Source organism: Sulfitobacter sp., from assembly GCF_036960155.1.
Taxonomy (GTDB): Bacteria; Pseudomonadota; Alphaproteobacteria; order Rhodobacterales; family Rhodobacteraceae; genus Sulfitobacter.
This window is the reverse complement of record NZ_JBALWB010000023.1, coordinates 33,642-52,880: the sequence shown is the minus strand read 5'-3', so window position 1 is coordinate 52,880 and position 19,239 is coordinate 33,642. Positions and strand designations below refer to the sequence as shown.

The 19,239-nt window shown below is 55.5% G+C and carries 8 protein-coding genes and 1 pseudogene; 5 read left to right on the top strand and 4 right to left on the bottom strand.

From position 1 onward, the window contains the following. Window positions 1-475: 475 nt before the first annotated feature. From V7775_RS23865 to V7775_RS23845, 5 genes and pseudogenes are all read left to right on the top strand, one after another. Window positions 476-644 (top strand): annotated as a pseudogene (locus tag V7775_RS23865) (IS30 family transposase); the annotation flags it as partial. After that, entirely contained in the window at window positions 639-1,316 is a 678-nt protein-coding gene (locus tag V7775_RS23860) for a TIGR03032 family protein (RefSeq protein ID WP_335754433.1), read from the top strand. The pseudogene V7775_RS23865 and the gene V7775_RS23860, both read left to right, overlap by 6 nt. 386 nt (window positions 1,317-1,702) lie before the next feature. Further along, entirely contained in the window at window positions 1,703-8,794 is a 7,092-nt protein-coding gene (locus tag V7775_RS23855) for a beta strand repeat-containing protein (RefSeq protein ID WP_335754432.1), read from the top strand. 880 nt (window positions 8,795-9,674) lie between these two features. Beyond that, on the top strand, window positions 9,675-11,654 hold the full coding sequence (locus V7775_RS23850; RefSeq protein ID WP_335754431.1) for a hypothetical protein: 1,980 nt from the start codon (window positions 9,675-9,677) through the stop codon (window positions 11,652-11,654). Further along, window positions 11,651-12,574, top strand: coding sequence for a calcium-binding protein (locus V7775_RS23845; RefSeq protein WP_335754438.1), 924 nt, complete (start codon window positions 11,651-11,653; stop codon window positions 12,572-12,574). Before V7775_RS23850 ends, V7775_RS23845 begins: the two co-directional genes overlap by 4 nt. Window positions 12,575-12,874: 300 nt before the next feature. Here V7775_RS23845 and V7775_RS23840 read toward each other — a convergent pair whose 3' ends face one another. The 4 genes from V7775_RS23840 to V7775_RS23825 all read right to left on the bottom strand — a co-directional run bounded on the left by V7775_RS23840 (window position 12,875) and on the right by V7775_RS23825 (window position 19,181). Next, window positions 12,875-15,973: an ABC transporter transmembrane domain-containing protein gene (locus V7775_RS23840; RefSeq protein WP_335754430.1), complete on the bottom strand. Its 3,099-nt coding sequence runs from the start codon at window positions 15,971-15,973 to the stop codon at window positions 12,875-12,877. A gap of 182 nt (window positions 15,974-16,155) precedes the next feature. After that, entirely contained in the window at window positions 16,156-17,094 is a 939-nt protein-coding gene (locus V7775_RS23835; RefSeq protein ID WP_335754429.1) for an oxidoreductase, read from the bottom strand. Window positions 17,095-17,169: 75 nt separating this feature from the next. Beyond that, entirely contained in the window at window positions 17,170-18,147 is a 978-nt protein-coding gene (locus V7775_RS23830) for an oxidoreductase (RefSeq protein ID WP_335754428.1), read from the bottom strand. A 149-nt stretch (window positions 18,148-18,296) separates the two neighbouring features. Then, the gene (locus V7775_RS23825; RefSeq protein WP_335754427.1) at window positions 18,297-19,181 is read right to left on the bottom strand and encodes an AraC family transcriptional regulator; all 885 of its coding nucleotides are present in this window, start codon (window positions 19,179-19,181) and stop codon (window positions 18,297-18,299) included. Between the last annotated feature and the right edge of the window lie 58 nt (window positions 19,182-19,239).

The window sequence follows — 19,239 nt, the reverse complement described above, 5'->3', positions numbered from 1 at the left end:
ACTGCGAAGAGAAGCGTGACCCGGATGAGTGACAAAGACCCAAAAGAAACAAGAAGAACGAGCTTGACCCAAACTCCCAATTAGAGAAACGGACTATAGCTGCACGCGCGAAGGCCGCATTATGCTACTTGGATGGATGAAGGCCTGCTTTACGGGACTTAGCCGCCGTTTACCTCTTCACTAGCAACGGCAGCTCCCAGCCCAAAGCAGTCACCCCTATTTGGCACATCTGGCGGTTAGCTGAAGTTAGCTGCGAGTGCTCGTAATCATGCCGCTTTAATGGAACCCGACATTGATCTCAGGCGGTTTCAAAGACATCTCAGGATTTCTCAAGCCCAGAATTTTACTATATTGGCACGCTAGAATCTTGACTGTTTCTTGCGTGTAAGGGTACTCAGATTGGCTAAATCTAGTCCCCGATGGGTCGATCAACCTACCCTTAAAAGTAATAGAAGTCGCGGTTCATGTATCGCTCACAGTGGAAAGCACCAGCAACGGGCTGCGAAGACGCCTACCTCGATCAACGATATCGACGGCCCCAAGATCGATACTTAAGGCCGATTTTGGGGTGTCTCAATTCAACCCCGTTCAAGCGTCTGGGATACAAAACACCCGCTGAGGTATTCGAAATCAAGCTGATGGAAATACGGAACCTATTGGAGCAAAAGACTGGATCGAAGCCTTGCACTTCAGTGGGAGTTCGCAGTCGGCTTGCTGCTGAGGATCGTTGCCATTTGAACGGCATGGCGATGCGTGATGGCAGGCCAGCTTTTGTCACGGCGGTCTCAACCTCGGATATTGCGGACGGGTGGCGTGAGCACCGCCGCGACGGTGGTGTTGTGGTCGATGTGGACAGCGGCGAGATCGCGGCGACTGGCCTGTCGATGCCGCATTCACCGCGTTGGCATGACGGCAAGTTGTGGCTGTTGAACGCCGGAACGGGCGAGATCGGCACCATTGATCCTGCAAGTGGCACTTTTACTGCTGTGGCCTTTTGTCCGGGCTATCTGCGGGGTTTGACGTTTCTGGGCCGTTACGCCATCGTCGGTGCGTCCGAGCCGCGCGAGAATAACACATTCGGCGGGCTGGAGCTGCAAGAGCGGCTGGACCGCGAGAACGTCTCACCGCGCTGTGGCGTGTTTGTGATCGATACGGTCACGGGTGATGTGGTGCATTGGTTGCGGATCACTGGCGTGGTGACAGAACTGTTCGACATCGCGGTGATCGCTGACGCCCACAAGCCAAGCCTGATCGGGTTCCGCTCGGACGAGATCCGCAGGGTTGTGTCGATAGACGACACCAAGATCATCGGTTGATGTGGCTAGAGCCGCGGCGGTGAAAAGAGGACCGATACACGTCATGCGTGTATCGGATCTTCCATCCTTTTAAACTATTGTTTGAGAGCGAATTATGTCATTGTTAACTAATGTAATTCGATTTCAGGCTTCTTTTGACTCGTTGGTTTTTTATTTCTGCGCAGTCGGTTTCTTATGACGATAAAGGCAAGCCTACCCGAACAACGCGTCCTGCTATTTGCGCAGCACGACTGAGCGGCTTGTTATTTTTTGCGGTTCTGACCCGCTGGCCCACGGGCCTGACGTTCCTCTCCAAAGCGACAGCACTGTAGGGCCTTTGCGCCCCGGACCAATTGCCAGCCTGACCCCTGGCGCAAACAAAGCCCGCGGGTAAAGGATGCCTTTCCATGATCAAAACTGTTTTCTCTCTCTCGTCGCTGGACGGCACAAACGGCTTTCGGATCGACGGGATCGATGCGTATGACTACAGCGGGCGATCGGTCGCGTCTGCGGGCGATGTAAATGGCGACGGGATCGATGACCTGATCATCGGGGCCAACAGCGGCGATCCGAACAGCAGCTCCTATGCGGGCGAAAGCTATGTTGTGTTCGGCAGCGCGGGGGGCTTCACGTCCAGCCTGTCGTTGTCAGCGCTGGACGGCACCAACGGCTTCCGGATCGACGGGATAGATGCGTATGACTATAGCGGACGGTCTGTTTCCTCTGCTGGTGATGTGAACGGCGACGGGATTGATGACTTGATCATCGGGGTGGAACGTGGTGATCCGAACGGCACCTCCAATGCGGGCGAAAGTTATGTTGTGTTCGGCGACACGGGCGGCTTTAGTTCTAGCCTATCACTGTCTGCGCTGGATGGATCAAACGGCTTCCGGATTGACGGGATCGATGCGAGTGACCAAAGCGGGCAGTCTGTTTCCTCTGCGGGGGATGTGAACGGCGACGGTTTTGATGACCTGATCATCGCAGCACCCTCTGCAGATCCGAACGGTGCAGCCAATGCGGGCGAAAGCTATGTTGTGTTCGGCAGCACGGGTGGGTTTGGCTCCAGCCTGTCGCTATCGGCGCTGGATGGCACCAACGGGTTCCGCATCGACGGGATAGATACGAATGACAATAGCGGGTTCTCGGTTTCCTCTGCCGGCGATGTGAACGGCGACGGGATCGATGACCTGATCATAGGGGCGCGTTTTGCCGATCCGAACGGCACCTCTGGCGCGGGCGAAAGCTATGTTGTGTTCGGCAGCACGGGAGCCTTCACGTCTAGCCTATCGCTGTCTGCGCTGGATGGCACCAACGGCTTCCGGATCGACGGGATAGATGCGTATGACAACAGCGGATGGTCTGTCTCCTCTGCTGGAGATGTGAACGGCGACGGGATCGATGATCTGATCATCGGGGCGCAATTTGCCAGTTCAAACGGCTCCTCTGGCGCGGGCGAAAGCTATGTTGTGTTCGGCGGCACGGGCGGCTTTAGCTCCAGCCTATCGCTGTCTGCGCTGGATGGCACAAACGGGTTCCGGATCGACGGGGTCGATGGGGGTGACCGGAGCGGATACTCGGTCTCCTCTGCTGGGGATGTGAACGGCGACGGGATCGATGACCTGATCATCGGCGCGCGCGCTGGCGATCCGAACGGCACATCCTCCGGCGAAAGCTTTGTGGTGTTTGGTAGCACGGGGGGCTTTACCTCCAGCCTGTCGCTGTCTGCGATTGATGGCACCAACGGCTTCCGGATCGACGGGATCGATGCGAGTGACGAAAGTGGGCGCTCGGTCTCTGCTGCCGGAGACGTGAACGGCGACGGCATCGATGACCTGATCGTCGGGGCGCAATTTGCTGATCCGAACGGCAACACCAATGCAGGCGAAAGCTATGTGATCTTTGGCGAGAATGCTGTCGTGGATGCCGCCGATGACGACGTGGCCACGAATGAGGATACGCCGCTGTCTGGCGATGTGTTGGCCGACAATGGCAACGGCTTCGATCGGGACGATTCACCCAACAACCTGATGTCGATCGCTGCGGTGAACGGCGTGGCGGCGAATGTGGGCAGCCAGATCACGCTGGCCTCGGGCGCGCTGGTGACGGTGAACGCTGACGGAACCTTTGACTATGATCCTAACGGCGCGTTCGAGGCGCTGGCCGCTGGTGTCGATGGCACCGACAGCTTTACCTATGCAGTGACGGACGGCAGTTTCGCGCTCACAAACCCCTTCGCCTCCAGCCTATCGCTGTCTGCACTCGACGGCACCAACGGCTTCCGGATCGACGGGATAGATACGGATGACAACAGCGGGCGCTCGGTTTCCTCTGCCGGTGATGTGAATGGCGACGGAGTAGATGACTTGATCATCGGAGCAGAGAGTGCCGATCCGAACGGCAGCTCCTACGCGGGCGAAAGCTATGTTGTGTTCGGCGACACGGGCGGCTTTACCTCTAGCCTGTCGCTGTCTGCGCTGGACGGATCAAACGGCTTCCGGATTGACGGGATCGATGCGTATGATTACAGCGGGCAATCGGTTGCGTCAGCCGGTGATGTGAATGGCGACGGAGTAGATGACCTGATCATCGGGGCGCAATTTGCTGATCCAAACGGCAACTCCGTTGCGGGCGAAAGCTATGTTGTGTTCGGCGACACGGGCGGCTTTAGTTCCAGCCTATCACTGTCTGCGCTGGATGGATCTAACGGGTTCCGGATCGACGGGATCGATGCGTCTGACGTCAGCGGGCGCTCGGTCTCCGCTGCGGGGGATGTGAACGGCGACGGGATCGATGATCTGATCATCGGGGCAGATCGTGCTGATCCGAACGGCACCTCTGGCGCGGGCGAAAGCTATGTTGTGTTCGGCGACACGGGCGGCTTTGGCTCCAGCCTGTCGCTGTCTGCGCTGGATGGCACAAACGGGTTCCGGGTTGATGGGATCGATGCGGATGACCGGAGCGGGTTCTCGGTTTCCTCTGCCGGGGATGTGAACGGCGACGGGATCGATGACCTGATCATCGGGGCATATCGTGCTGATCCGAACAGCAACGCCAATGCAGGCGAAAGCTATGTTGTGTTCGGCGATACGGGTGGCTTTACCTCCAGCCTGTCGCTGTCGGCGCTGGATGGCACAAACGGCTTCCGGATCGACGGGATTGGTGCCTTTGACCGCAGCGGGTTTTCTGTCTCATCTGCGGGCGATGTGAACGGCGATGGCATCGATGATCTGATCATCGGGGCGCAACTTGCCGATCCGAACGGCACCTATGGCGCGGGCGAAAGCTATGTTGTGTTTGGCGACACGGGCGGCTTCGGCTCCAGCCTGTCGCTGTCTGCGCTAGACGGATCAAACGGGTTCCGAATTGACGGGATCGATGCGTCTGACAACAGCGGGCAGTCTGTTTCCTCTGCCGGAGATGTGAATGGCGACGGGATCGATGACCTGATCATCGGCGCGCGCGGTGGCGATCCGAACGGCACATCCTCCGGCGAAAGCTATGTTGTGTTCGGTAGCACGGGGGGCTTTGGCTCCAGCTTGTCGTTATCGGCGCTGGACGGCACCAACGGCTTCCGGATCGATGGGATCGATGCGGATGACCGGAGCGGGCGTTCGGTCGCCGCTGCTGGTGATGTGAACGGCGACGGTTTTGATGATCTGATCATCGGGGCGGATCGCGGTGATCCGAACGGCACCTCCAACGCGGGCGAAAGCTATGTTGTGTTCGGTCGGGCGACCTTTACCCCCGTGGTTGATACCGCAACAGTCACTGTCACCATCGCCGGTGTGAATGACGCACCTGAGTTGGGCGGCCTGAGCGCCACCGTCGGGGCAACCGAACAGGTCGCGTTGGTGGCCCTGCCGGATGTGACGGTCAGCGACGTGGACACAACCACGCTGGCCTCGGCCACGGTTGCAATCACTGGCGGGCTGGTCACTGCCGAAGACGTGCTGGCCTTTGCCAACACGTCTGGCATGGGCAATATCGCGGGCGTCTATGACGGCAACACTGGCATCCTGACGCTGACCTCTGCCAGTGCCACAGCAACGCCAGCCGAATGGCAGGTGGCGCTGCGCGCAGTGAGTTATACCAATACCTCCAACATGCCCGACACTGGCGATCGCACGCTTTCGGTGACGGTGAATGACGGCACCGCTGACAGCTTGGTGGTGACGCAGACGATCACGGTGACAGCGGTGAACGAAGTGCCTGTGGCGCAGGATGATACCTTTGCCACCGATGAAAACACAGCTTTGCCTACGCGTAATCTAGTGGCCGACAACGGCAATGGCGCAGACAGCGATCTGAATGGTGATGCGCTGACCATTGTGGAAGTGAACGGCGCGTTCACCGATGTGGGCAGCCAGATCACGCTGGCTTCGGGTGCGTTGCTGACAGTGAACGGTGATGGGACGTTTGACTATGACCCGAACGGCGCATTTGAATATTTAGGCACGGGTGTGGATGGCACCGACAGCTTTACCTATACCGTGACCGATGACGATTCCTCGCTGTTCGCGGGCTTCTTTGACGGTGTCCTGTCGTTGTCGGCGCTGGACGGTACAAACGGCTTCCGGATTGACGGGATCGATACGTATGACTTCAGCGGGCGCTCGGTCGCCTCTGCCGGAGATGTGAATGGTGACGGGATCGATGACCTGATCATCGGGGCACCCTACGCCGATCCGAACGGCACCTCCGATGCGGGCGCAAGCTATGTAGTGTTCGGCAGCTCGGGGAGCTTTACCTCCAGCCTGTCGCTGTCTGCGCTGGATGGCAGCAACGGCTTCCGGATCGACGGGATCGATGCGTTTGACAACAGCGGGGGGTCGGTTTCCTCTGCCGGAGATGTGAATGGCGACGGCATCGATGACCTGATCATCGGGGCGATTGGTGGCGATCCGAACGGCAACGCCAATGCAGGCGAAAGCTATGTTGTGTTCGGCGACACGGGCGGCTTTAGCTCCAGCCTGTCGCTGTCTGCGCTGGACGGCACAAACGGCTTCCGGATCGACGGGATCGATGGGGCGGACCAGAGCGGGCTCTCGGTTTCCTCTGCGGGGGATGTGAACGGCGACGGGATCGATGACCTGATCATCGGGGCGGAACGTGGCGATCCGAACGGTACATCTGATGCAGGCGAAAGCTATGTTGTGTTTGGCGACACGGGCGGCTTTACCTCTAGCCTGTCCCTGTCCGCGCTGGATGGCACAAACGGCTTCCGGATTGATGGGATCGATGCGTTTGACTACAGCGGATGGTCGGTTTCATCGGCCGGAGATGTGAATGGTGATGGCATCGATGACCTGATCATCGGAGCACACTACGCCGATCCGAACGGCACCTCCAATGCAGGCGAAAGCTATGTTGTGTTCGGCGACACGGGCGGCTTTAGCTCTAGCCTGTCGCTGTCGGCGCTGGATGGCACAAACGGCTTCCGGATCGATGGGATCGATGCGTATGACAACAGTGGGTTTTCGGTCGCGTCAGCCGGGGACGTAAATGGCGATGGGATCGATGACCTGCTCATCGGGGCATATCGTGGTGATCCGAACGGCATCTCCAATGCAGGCGAAAGCTATGTTGTGTTTGGCAGCTCGGGGAGCTTTACCTCCAGCCTGTCGCTGTCTGCGTTGGACGGCACCAACGGCTTCCGGATCGACGGGATCGATGCGAGTGACTACAGCGGTGTGTCGGTTTCCTCTGCGGGAGATGTGAATGGTGACGGCATCGATGACTTGATCGTCGGGGCGTACGGCGGCGATCCGAACGGCATCTCCTTTGGAGGCGAAAGTTATGTTGTGTTCGGCGACACGGGTGGATTTAACTCCAGCCTGTCGCTGTCTGCGTTGGACGGTACAAACGGGTTCCGCATCAACGGGATAGATGGGTATGACTTCAGCGGGCGTTCGGTCGCCGCTGCTGGTGATGTGAACGGCGACGGTTTTGATGATCTGATCATCGGGGCGGACCGTGCAAATAGCAGTGCGGGTGAAAGCTATGTTGTGTTCGGCCGGGCGTCGTTCACGCCCGTGGTCGATACCGCCACGGTCACGGTCACCATCGCTGGCGTGAACGACGCGCCCACGGGGGCCGGTCTGCCGACCCTGCTGGCCGCGAATGAGGCAGTGGCAACTGATCTGGATCTCTCGGGCACCACCCTGTCGGATGCGGAAACGGATCAGCTTGTTGTGACAATCGCTGCATCGACCGGCGCCCTTACGGCCGCGTCCTTCGATGGTGTCTTTGCTTTGGCTTCCGGCACAGACACGGTGTATCTCTTCGGCACTGTCGCCGAACTGAACGCTTATCTGCAAAGCAGCTTTGCCGTCCAATACACAGGCCCGCAGAACGTGTTCGGTGATGGCGCTGCGACGCTGACGATTTCAGTTACGGATTCCGAAGATCAGGTGCTCCTGAGCACGGTGCAGGTGAACATCACGGATGTGGCCGAAACACAGACAGGGGGCACAGGCAACGACAGCCTGGAGGGGACCTTCGGCGCAGATATCTTGCTCGGCAACGAGGGCAACGACACGCTCACTGGTAGCAGCGGCAATGATCTGTTGAATGGCGGCAGTGGCTTTGACACGGCTGATTATTCCACCGCAAGCGATGATCTGGCGGTAAATATCAATTTTGGCGGCGCACAGGTTGTTTCCGCTGCGTTGGGTGCGGATACATTTGTCTCGATCGAAGGGCTGCTGGGCGGAACGGGGCATGACCTGTTGGTCGGCAGCGCAGTTGGCAACGTCATTGATGGTGGCGCCGGTGACGACGAAATCTACGGCATTGGCGGCGGCGACATTCTGCGCGGTGGTGCGGGGAATGACCAAATCGAAGGCTCCGGCGGCAATGACACCATGCTCGGTGGCGCAGGCGATGCGGACGTGCTGAGCTACTTTAACGCAGCGGCGGGTGTCAGGGTCAATCTGCGGCTGCAGGGGACCGAGCAAGCGGTTGGTGGATCGTCTGGAACTGACGTATTCACCGAATTCGAGGACCTCTACGGCTCTAATTCCGGCGGTGATATTCTGATCGGAAGCACGGCAGATAACCGCATTCTGGGCTTTGCCGGGGCGGACCAGATATTTGGCTTTGACGGGCAGGATGACCTGATCGGCATGCAGGGAAATGACACACTTGTGGGCGGCCAAGGCAGTGATGAACTGACGGGGGGCGGCGGCAGTGATCGCTTTGTGTTCAACCTGGCAAGCGAAAGCACATTTACGCTGCGCGATACGATCAAGGACTTTGGCGTCGGTGGCGCTGACGTTGTCGATCTGAGCGCAATTGACGCCAATACTGGTGTGAGCGGAAACCAAATCTTCAATTTTGTCGGATCATCCGCCTTTGCAAATGCAGGGGATTTACGGTTTGTGACCAACGGCATCGATGGCTATATTCTGGGGGATGTGGACGGCAATGGCGCCACTGATCTGAACATCCTGCTCCTTGGTGTAACGTCAATGAGTGCCAGTGATTTTGACCTCTAACGGCTCTGCATAGCGGATTCCCAAGGCGGCATGGACGAAAGAGTAAATCTGGCCTTCGCAAACCAGACGGCCCGCCATTTGAGGGATCCAGATTGAAAGTAAGTGCAGGATTGGCCTTTGGTCCATCGGATGCGGCGGTATGTCCGTCGCATCTAAGGTACCGTTCCCGTAATTTTGCAAAGGTGACTATCTGCGCAAAGCGGCCAGTGATGAGAATGGCGTCTAACGGCAGCTCCCAGCCCAAAGCAGACATGCCGTTTTGACATGAATGGCGGAAACCGGACCTTCGCTGCGCTCTGCACGGATGTCAGCTATGCAATTCTTGAGCATAGAAGGTATTGCTGCTGCATCAAAAGGTAAACCGCTTACAGTTAACTTCGCATTCCAAAGAACTTAGTTTCTGATGGTGGCGCTGAGGTCACCAACATTGCTATCCTCAAATGGTTTCATGAAACTGGTATTGATTGAAACTAAATCGCTCCCGAAAAGCCACATTTGAATGGCTTCAACGGCAAGCTACGGGACGAATGTTTGAGTGATACCTGTAAAACGCTTGAAGAATGGCAGGGCGATTACAACTGGCGCAGGCGATATTCACTTTTGTTAACAAGACACCGTTGGAGCTATTGCGAAGAAAGACGATGCGCAAATTAGCCGCTTAAAGCCGCGGCTTTAACGCCAATCTGGGAGAGGCTTGGGACTCACTCACAATTCGCAAAGCCTCATATTCGCGTATTGATCAATGTCAGTGTTCAGCTTTCTGAGGGCGCTAAAGTTGAGGTGACATTACTGATTGTGCATTCTGTGAAGTTCATATTGCCACAACCCGAAATGCAAAAAACTAGCCAAGACTATTTACTTCAACAATACGGAGACCGTCATGCAATTGATCCCAGTAGGAGACGATTTCGACGTCAGATCAGATGTTGATCAATACTCAGCAGCATATCAGGTGATCCAACTAACGGGAGGGCGGATTCTAGCGCTCTGGACAGAGTATAGTTGGGCTGGTCACTCGTCGGGCAGCGGTTATGTTATGGACGATGTCTATGCCCGTCTTTATGAGGCCAACGGCACCGCAGTGGGCAGCCAGTTTCGCGTCAATGCCAGCGACCTCTCCATACAGGCTGAACCATCAGCTACTGCTCTGGACGATGGCGGTTTCCTAGTCGCCTGGCAGACCTATACCAGCGGCACAAGCTACCTTAGCCAGCCGATTATTGTGGCCACTCGCTATGATGCCAACGGCACGGCACAGACGGGCGAGATTTCCGTAGCCTCTGCTGTCGGGGAAGGCGTGGAAAGCTCTGAGCTGACCAATCTTGGCAACGGCACGGTATTGCTTTCTTATACAGAAGATCAGCCCTATCCGGCGCCATCGATCCTGAAAGGCGTAGTTCTCAATGCCGCAGGTGCACCGACGGGAATACCGTTCGAGATTGGCACGGCAAAATTCTATAGCGGTGCCCAGTCTGTAGCTGTGCTGAACAATGGCAATGTGATGGTGAGCTGGTCTGGTGTGGACAGCGATAGCATGGGTATTTATGCGCGCGTTCTGAGCCCGACAGGCGTGCCCGTAACTGGACCCATTCTGGTCAATACCGATGAGACCTCGCAGCAAACTTACCCCGAAACAGCTGTTCTAGCTGATGGATCGGTGATCGTGGTTTGGCAGGACGGAATTGTAGGTGATTACAATGATGTCAACGCCCGGCGCGTGGCCGCAGACGGCAGCTTCCTCACAGATCCCTTTGTCGTCGAGACAATCCACACCGGCGGCGACCAGTCCCGTCCCGATATTATCGCGTTATCTGATGGCGGCTTTCTTATTGCTTGGCAGACCGGGGATACTTGGGGCGAATACGATGTGGTGGCCCGCCGCTATGACGCCAATGGTGAACCGATCGATATCGAGACCACTCTGAGCTCTGACGCAGGCGGACCGGAGGGGTTCTCACCCCAACTGCTGGAACTTCAGGATGGCCGCATCGCTGCCTTCTGGGAAGCCTTCACTTGGGGCGGCACCTCTGACATGGTCATGCGGTTGTTTGAGGCGCAGACCTTTGGCACCGCAGACCCCGACGTTATTGTAGGCGGAGGCACCAGTAACTGGATCGACGGGCTAGCCGGCGATGACACGCTGTCGGGAATGGGTGGCAATGATGCCCTCTTTGGCGGTGACGGGGATGACCTGTTGAACGGCGGCGCAGGCAATGACTTGATCGACGGTGGCAGCGGGTCAGACAGGGTGGATTATTCCACAGCATGGGAGAACCTCATGGTCAACATTAGCTACGCAGGCGCGCAGAGAGTATCTACTGGTCAGGGCAAAGACACATTTGTCTCGATTGAAGGCATCCTTGGTGGGGCAGGCAACGACCTGCTTGTCGGATCTGCGGCCGCTGACTTCATTGATGGCGGCGCCGGAAATGACGAGATCTACGGCATCGGCGCGGGCGATATCCTGAATGGCGGGGCAGGCGACGACCTGATCGAAGGCTCCGGCGGGAATGACACCATGAACGGCGGCGCAGGAAATGATACCCTGAGTTACTACCACTCCGCCGAAGGGGTGTACGTCAATCCAATTCTGGGGACCGCCAGCGGCGCGGGTAACGATAGATTCTGGGGGTTCGAGAATTTCTACGGCTCGAACATCGGAGACGACTTTCTGGTCGGTAATTTTAACGCAAACCGGATCATCGGCTTTGGCGGCAACGACTCTATTCGAGGCGAGACCGGCGATGACGATCTGCTGGGAATGCAGGGCAACGACACGCTGCTTGGCGGGGATGGGGCGGACACGCTTACAGGCGGCCATGGCGATGACGTGTTGAGCGGCGGCGCAGGAAAGACCTGATCGACGGTGGCGAGGGGTCAGACAGGGTGGATTATTCCACAGCAATCGAGGACCTCGTGGTCAACATCAACTACGCGGGCGCGCAGGAAGTATCCAGCCTTCAGGGCATGGACACATTTGTGTCAATCGAAGGCATCCTTGGGGGGGCCGGCAACGACCTGCTTGTCGGATCTGCGGCTGCAGACGTCATCGACGGCGGTGCTGGAAACGATGAGATTTACGGTCTCGGCGCGGGAGATATCCTGAATGGCGGCGAAGGCAATGACCTGATCGAAGGATCGGACGGCAACGACACCATGAACGGCGGCGCGGGGACGGGTGATGTCCTGAGCTTCTATCACTCCGCAGGAGCGGTACAGGCCAACTTGATTTGGGGTGTGGCCAATGGTGTGGGAGCGGGTTCCGATACGTTTCTGGGGTTCGAGATTCTCTATGGATCGAATATCGGAAACGATACGCTCGTGGGGGGCTTTGACGATGACCAGATTCTTGGCTTTGGTGGTGAGGACCTGATCTACGGCGCCCTAGGCGATGACTATCTGCTGGGAATGCAGGGCAATGATACGTTGTACGGCGGGGTCGGGGCGGACACGCTTAGAGGCGGCGAAGGAGCCGACGTGTTTGACTTCGACTTCTTGAACCAAAGCACAGGCACATCGCGCGATACGATTTTCGACTTCGGAGTAGGCGGCGCGGACCGCGTGGATGTCTCGGGCGTCGACGCCATCTCTCAAACACAGACAAATGAGGCGTTCACCTTCATCGGCAGCGCGGCATTCAGCGCGGCGGGACAGTTACGTTTTGCCACAAATGGAACGGACGGTTTCGTTCTTTGCAATGTGAATGGCAACTTAGAGGCGGATATGACCATCGTGCTGATTGGCATAACCTCGGTCATGGAAACGGACTTCATTCTTTGAACCGCTGCAGGCGCATTGTTACGTCAATGCGCCTGCACGCCTAACCTCTTGAGGAAAACAGTGTGTAGTGTCCGCTTTGGGCTGGGAGCAGTCATTAGACGTATTTCGCACGAACGGCAAGTTTGGGCCGTTTGCGGCAGGGTAGGGGGGCTGAACTCAGACTTCGCTCCAAATCCTAAGCAGTCGTTGGGCAATTACGCAGCGAATGTCTGGTTTCGAGTTTCGTTGTCCGTCGGATACGATCCTTGAAACTGCTTGGCGTTTCAATCCTATATCTGCATTGGATTGTTGCTATAAGAGTTATTCCGTTTCTCTTGTGTCCAGTTCTGACAAGTCCAACCCATGTTCGACTGCAAATGCCCGCGTTGCGCGTATGCTATCTGCGGCACCCATCAGGTGGTTGGCAACGGAACGAAGCAGGCTGGTTGCAACAGCCGCATCATTCTCAATAACAGCCAGTAGTTCGCTTGCGCCAATCCGTAGAAACATGCTGTCTTCAATTGCGACCAAGTTAAGTGGGCGTTTTCTACTTTGAATCACCGCCAGATCGCCGATCAGACGGCCAGGAGTGACTTCTGTAACAAGAACGCTTCGGCTCTCGGTTTCAGGCCAGTACAACCCGGCCAGACCTTTTACGCACAAATACGCCGCATCGGCATCTTGCTCAGCTTTAAAGATTACTTGTCCAGCTTTCGCTTCAAACCATTGGCCGCTAAAGGCCAGCAATCGCTGTTGCTTTTGATCAAGACCACCAAACAATTCGGTCTGGGCCACGATCCGTAACTTGCGGTTCAAGTCTTGGCGTGCATCTTCGTCACGAGGCTCATAAGCACGTTCATCCCCATCGATGCGGCCATCTTTGATTTCGACAAACAAGTCATAGCCTTCAGGATTAGTGAATTCTCTTTCAATGAATATCTTTGTCGTATCAGGCATCAAGTCACTGATCCGCTCCCGCATTTCTGAGCGCTCTTTTTCATCGTGGCTGGCCAAGGCATTTCCCAAGATCAACACATCAGGCTTCTTGATTCCGGCACGGCTAAACGCGATTCGCTCCCGAAACACCGCTGGTAGGTTCTCACCACCTTGCGTGGTCACGAGGTCAAAGATTGATTGCGCAGCCAAGCGCCTAACACCCATTTCGCTCAACACATCGACAACGATATCTTCGACCAGTTTTTCTCGGGCACCAGCCATGTTTGAGACACGACCGAAGATCGCGTTGCCCAGAACCGACATTACGGGAATGTATTTTAGCGGGTCGATGGGCTCGAACATTTCACCAAGCTCTGCGACCATTTGGCTCGCATTGTTTTTTCGGATTTCCAGAACCCTATCTTTGAAAGACGCGCTAAATGCGGGGCCGATCTGCTCTGCTGAAAAGGCAAATGGTACCGTCAGCATTAAGGCAAAATCTTCAACGGGTAACTCTGCATCGCCAACCTCACGCCTCTTTGTCACGATGCTACTCAAGCGATAATACAGTTCGTCTGGCATATTCAGACGTCGGAACAGCGGATGATCGGTACCATCGTTGCCAAACGTCGCTACCAACCCTTCAATGACCCCTGCTGACATCTGCGCCAGCTCCTCCACGATTCCATTTTCTGCCAGCATTTCGACAAAGCTGACTTCTTGTGACAGCGTTTCTTGTGTTAGAAAACGTGTGGGCAAGGCATACAGAAGGTTGCTCCCCAATGGGGAAACCGGGTTGAATTTTTCTGGATCAAAAACATGGACGATGTCGTCTAGCCCGGCCTTCTTCAACCGGTCAGCAATTTCTGGCCGCATTTGCACAATCGCGGTTACAAGCTCCGGCTGCGCGGTCGGTTCAAGACGAGATCGCAGCGCGCGGCGCACCATAAAATCATCAATGCCCATCGCCTCTACAAGTTGGAACCACCATTCTCGGATATCGTCCGAAGTCTCAAGCCCAGCAAGTTTGGGATCGACCCAGTCGGCATCAAACGGATCGGTGCTATTGCCCGACCGCGCAGCCTCCTCTTGCCCGCGAACGACATCGAAAGAAGCACCATGTTCAGGAGATGGCGCGTCTTTGAATGGCATCAAAAGGTTTTCGCCAAGTGTCCCCTGAAAAATATGAGGTTTTGAGTGGGCATAACCAATGCTGTTGGCAACCACTGCTTGATGCAGCTCATTTAGATCATGTCCGGCGATTTGCACCTTTCCTCGGTGGGGGATTACCTCGCGCGTCAGAACATCTGCAAAAGCCAACGCGGCGGTTTCATCATCCATTTTGATAGCCACACGTGCGCCTTGCGGGATAACAAGATTAATGTCTTCCAAGACCGGTTGCCCCTCGTCATCAAGGACCGTCACATCATGTAACTCGATGTCGCCCCTCAGGCTCGGGAATGCGTCGGGTGTCCCCTCAAAAAGCGCGTCATCGACTAACGTTTTGGGCGCAAATTTTTCTGTGACGACTTCCCAGCGCAATGCCATATCTTGTGTTTGGTTGTAATAGGCGAGGAGCTCCTTCCAAGGCGATGACAGATCTTTGTATGCCGCCAATGCTGCGACAAGCGCCCCTACAGTAATCTGCCCGGTGATCGCCAGATATCCGCCGACCGAGTAGAAAAAGAACGGGGTCAATTGGTTGATGAAGTTGTTCAGGAACTTCATGAAAAACTTCTTTTGGTAAATAGCCAGCCTAATGCCAAAGAGGCTTCCCAACCGGTCAGAAAATAGGGACATCCTGTTGCGAAGTCCGCCATTTATACGAATGTCGCTCACCCCGACGGCCGTTTCCCCGATGTCAGCGGCGAGCTTGCGCACCTCTTGAATACGGGCCTTGTTCAGCAAGTTGATCTGGCGTTGCAGCTTTGGGATGATCCACGCTTGCAGAGGGATCAGCGCGACGGATGCCAAGCCAAACCAAAAGCTCTGCGCAAACAAAAATATCAGAATGGTCATCATCTGCCCTGCCTGAAACACAGGCTGCGACAGCATATCGCCCATAAGTCCACCCATGGGCTCAGCTTCCGAAGTCACCATTGACACCAACTCGCCTTGGCTGGTGGTGCGGAAGAACGGGCGCGGGAACCGAAGGATGCGTGTCAGAAGCTGAAAGCGGAACCGTCGAAGGAGACGTTCAGCTAGCACACCTTTCATCGTATTGAGCTGCATTTTCAACAGTCCGTTCGCTAGCACCGCCAGCAAGAACCCGAAGCACAGGACCAGTAAGAATTGTATCTGGCTCAGCGACAGGCCCAATAGCGACACATCGTTACCGGACCCACCGATCGCGTCGTTAATGATACGCTTGGGCAGTTCCAAAGACACATAAAGGAGTGGGAATGTCAGCAACGTGACGCCCAATAACACAAGCTGGTCGTGCTTTGAATATTTCCAGATAAACTGAAAAAGGCTCTTATCCATGCTATTGGTATCCTTGAAATAGGGATTTTTCGAAAACCGCAGGCTTCAGTGTTGGGTCCGCAGTCGTTCATCGGCGAGGCGACAGGGCCGTCGATATCTTTCATCAGGATCAGGACGAACGGCAGAGAGCGCCGGATTGCGGAGATACAATAAACTCTGATCAATGTTGGCTTCGTCGCTAGTTATTGAGCCCATTGATGGCCAACAAGTTTTTCACTTTCGTCCCAGAGTCTTTTGGCAGTTTCTTCGTTCAAAACATAAGCAGCCACTTTCGCGTCTCCAACAGCGCCACGGGTTTCCCCCATCTTTTGTGGACCATAATAACCACCGCGTTTCGCTTCGGTTCCAGCCGCTGCTAGAACCGACGGCAATGCGCCATCGGGCCCTGATTGCGCAAAAATTGGGTTGGTTAATTTGTAGAGTAAGTTGAAAAACCCTGTTGGACCAGTGCTTTGCAAATTCGTATTTGTGTACCCGGGGTGGCATGCGATGCTGACGGCCTGTTTCCCCGAGGCTTGCAGTCTACGATCCAACTCCAGTGCGAAAATCAGATTTGCGCCCTTGCTCTGTGTATACGCGCTCATCGGTGAATATGCTTTTTCTCCCATCAGATCGTGGAAGCGGATTTTACCTGAAAGATGCGCTATGCTGGACAACGTTACGACCCGGCCAGCGGCGGCCTCAACTAAATCCATAAGCAAACCTGACAGCAGGAAATGCCCCAAGTGGTTTGTGCCAAGCTGCATCTCAAAACCATCGACGGTCTGTTGTTTTGGCGTTTGCATCACGCCGGCATTGTTGATGAGGGCGTCAATCTTCTTGTGTTTCGAGCGTAGTTCATCAGCAGCCGCACGAACCGAAGAGAGGTCGCTTAGATTGAGTTGGGCGATATCGACCTGTCCTTTGACATGCGAACGCAACTCCTTTGCCGCGACTTCGGCTTTGGCGGTGGACCTGCAGGCCAGCACGACATCTGCGCCAGCCTTGCCCAAGTGTTTGGCGGCTTCAAACCCAATGCCCGAATTGCCGCCAGTGATAACGTACAGCTTACCTGTCAAATCTGGCAAACGATCTGCCGTCCAGTTCGAAAAGCCACTATCCATCAAGGTCTTGTTTGCCATGCCGATGCCTTCTTTCGTTGTTGGCGAAGACAACGCTTCGCAGCTTCAAAAGCCTTGGGTGCCAAATATTGGATCTTAGGCGGCCTTCAGCCAACCCACACTCAAATCCCAAAGCCGCTCTGCTGCATCGTCGTCGCACGCATGTGGGTCTACACCCATATATCGACCCATTGGGCTGTCGGGATCAGTCATGGCAGCGATATCTGCATCCTCGCAATAAACGCCGGGCTTCCCAAGCAATTTGGACGATGTCGCAGCCCAAAGCGTTGTTGAGGCACCTTGTTCAGGACTTTTGAAGCCTGCCTTGGCCAGTTCGGAGGGCTCTCCATCTTCGCCCAGCCATCCCATTGCGATCATTTCTTCCTTTGGTAGATGACGTTGAAGTGGTGTGAAAATACCACCTGGATGTACCGAAAACGCCAACCCACCTGCATCTTTCAAGCGTCGTGACAGAGCATTGGCGAAAAGCGCGTTCGCAGTCTTAGCTTGGCCGTAGGCTCGCCATTTCTCATAAGGTGTTTGATCGAAGTTGATGTCGTCCCATTGGATGTCCGACATTTTATGAGCAGTGGAAGACAGTGCAACAACGCGTGGTGCTGATGCCTTTTCCAGAAGTGAGAAAAGACCCTGTGTCAGTGCAAAATGACCCATATGGCAGATGCCAAACTGGGATTCCCAACCGGGTCCGACTTTGGATTCCGGGCTTGCCATAACGCCAGCATTGTTGATCAGGAGGTCGATCTGCGGAAGCGTGATTTGCATGGACGCCGCAAACGTGTTGACCGAAGCCAAGTCCGCTAAATCCATTGGCGCTATTGTGATGTCTCCTGCGATGCCCGCGAGGGCTTCTTTCGCCTTCGTTTCTGAGCGGACCGGAACGATCACTTTCGCACCTTTGCTTGCCAATGCACGCACAGTCTCAAGGCCAAGCCCGCTGTAGCCGCCAGTTACGATGGCGATTTTTCCAGCCAGATTGATGTCTTTTAAAACCTCGGCAGCGGTGCTTTTCGCGTGAAATCCTGATTGAAGAGGGACCTGATCTAAAATTGCCATGTTCTTCCTTTCGACGCACAGTTGCGTTGGATCGTTCGATCCGTTGACTTATAAGAATGAACTTAGCGCTGGTGATCAGGTTGAGGGAGGGCAAATTCTCCGCAATCCTTGCATTATCCTCCGAAACCCAATCGGAATGAACAAGACATTCAGCTTGCTTGCGCACCAACAAAAGTTTTGGGAGCTGCACCAAATTTACGCGAAAACTCTCGGCTGAATTGTGCGGCGCTCTCATACCCAACAGCCAACGCGATTTGCGAGATTGGTGCTTGTGCCTGCTGCAGCATCTGCTGGGCGTCATGCAAACGGAGATCTTTTTGATACTGAAGCGGGCTATTGGCTGTGATCTGCTTGAAGTTCTCGTAGAAGATCGATGCGCTCATCCCTGCGATCGACGCAAGGTCCGAGGCCTTGATCGTGCCACGGTATTCCTTGCGAATGTGCGCAATTGCCTTGGCGATTTGGTTAGCTTTACTGTCAAGGTGGATCATTTGCTGCAATGCTTGACCATGCTTGCTGCGCAAAACGCGAAAATAGACCTCGCGCAGGGCTGCAGCCCCAAGGGCCTGTTCCTCAACGGGATCGCGGCGCAACCGGAAAAGACGCGCCATGGCATCGATCAACTCGTCCTCAGCCGTGCCAGCCAAAAATGCTGGTGCCGTATTGTCTTGGCCGCGCCCTCCGTCGATGTCGCTATAAAGATTACGGACAATCTGCATATCAATACTGACATAGGCCGCAATAAAGGGAACTTCGGGTGTGGCGTTCACGACCGAGGATATTGTTGGTAGCGTTTGGCCTACGATCAACACGTCACCAGCTGCATATTCGATCCGCCTCGAACCATACTGTACAGTCTTTTGGCCTTGCAAGACTAGGCCAATGAGGGGGTCAATCACAGCACAAGTGTTAGATTTCGCATGGCGAGTTTGCATTAGTCCCATGTTGCGGACACCACTGAGTTGGAACCCATCGTGAATGCCGCTTTGGGCAATGTGATCCTTCACGTCCACTAGAAAATTAAGCAGGTTCATTCATCGCCTCCCGGTCGGAGAGAAGTATAACGCGATGAACTGAGTAAACACATCCATT

Bases quoted from the DNA above. Each gene is read 5' to 3' on its own strand.
- V7775_RS23860 (WP_335754433.1), top strand. From the start codon at position 639: ATGGAAATACGGAACCTATTGGAGCAAAAGACTGGATCGAAGCCTTGC.
- V7775_RS23855 (WP_335754432.1), top strand. From the start codon at position 1,703: ATGATCAAAACTGTTTTCTCTCTCTCGTCGCTGGACGGCACAAACGGC.
- V7775_RS23850 (WP_335754431.1), top strand. From the start codon at position 9,675: ATGCAATTGATCCCAGTAGGAGACGATTTCGACGTCAGATCAGATGTT.
- V7775_RS23840 (WP_335754430.1), bottom strand. From the start codon at position 15,973: ATGGATAAGAGCCTTTTTCAGTTTATCTGGAAATATTCAAAGCACGAC.
- V7775_RS23835 (WP_335754429.1), bottom strand. From the start codon at position 17,094: ATGGCAAACAAGACCTTGATGGATAGTGGCTTTTCGAACTGGACGGCA.
- V7775_RS23830 (WP_335754428.1), bottom strand. From the start codon at position 18,147: ATGGCAATTTTAGATCAGGTCCCTCTTCAATCAGGATTTCACGCGAAA.
- V7775_RS23825 (WP_335754427.1), bottom strand. From the start codon at position 19,181: ATGAACCTGCTTAATTTTCTAGTGGACGTGAAGGATCACATTGCCCAA.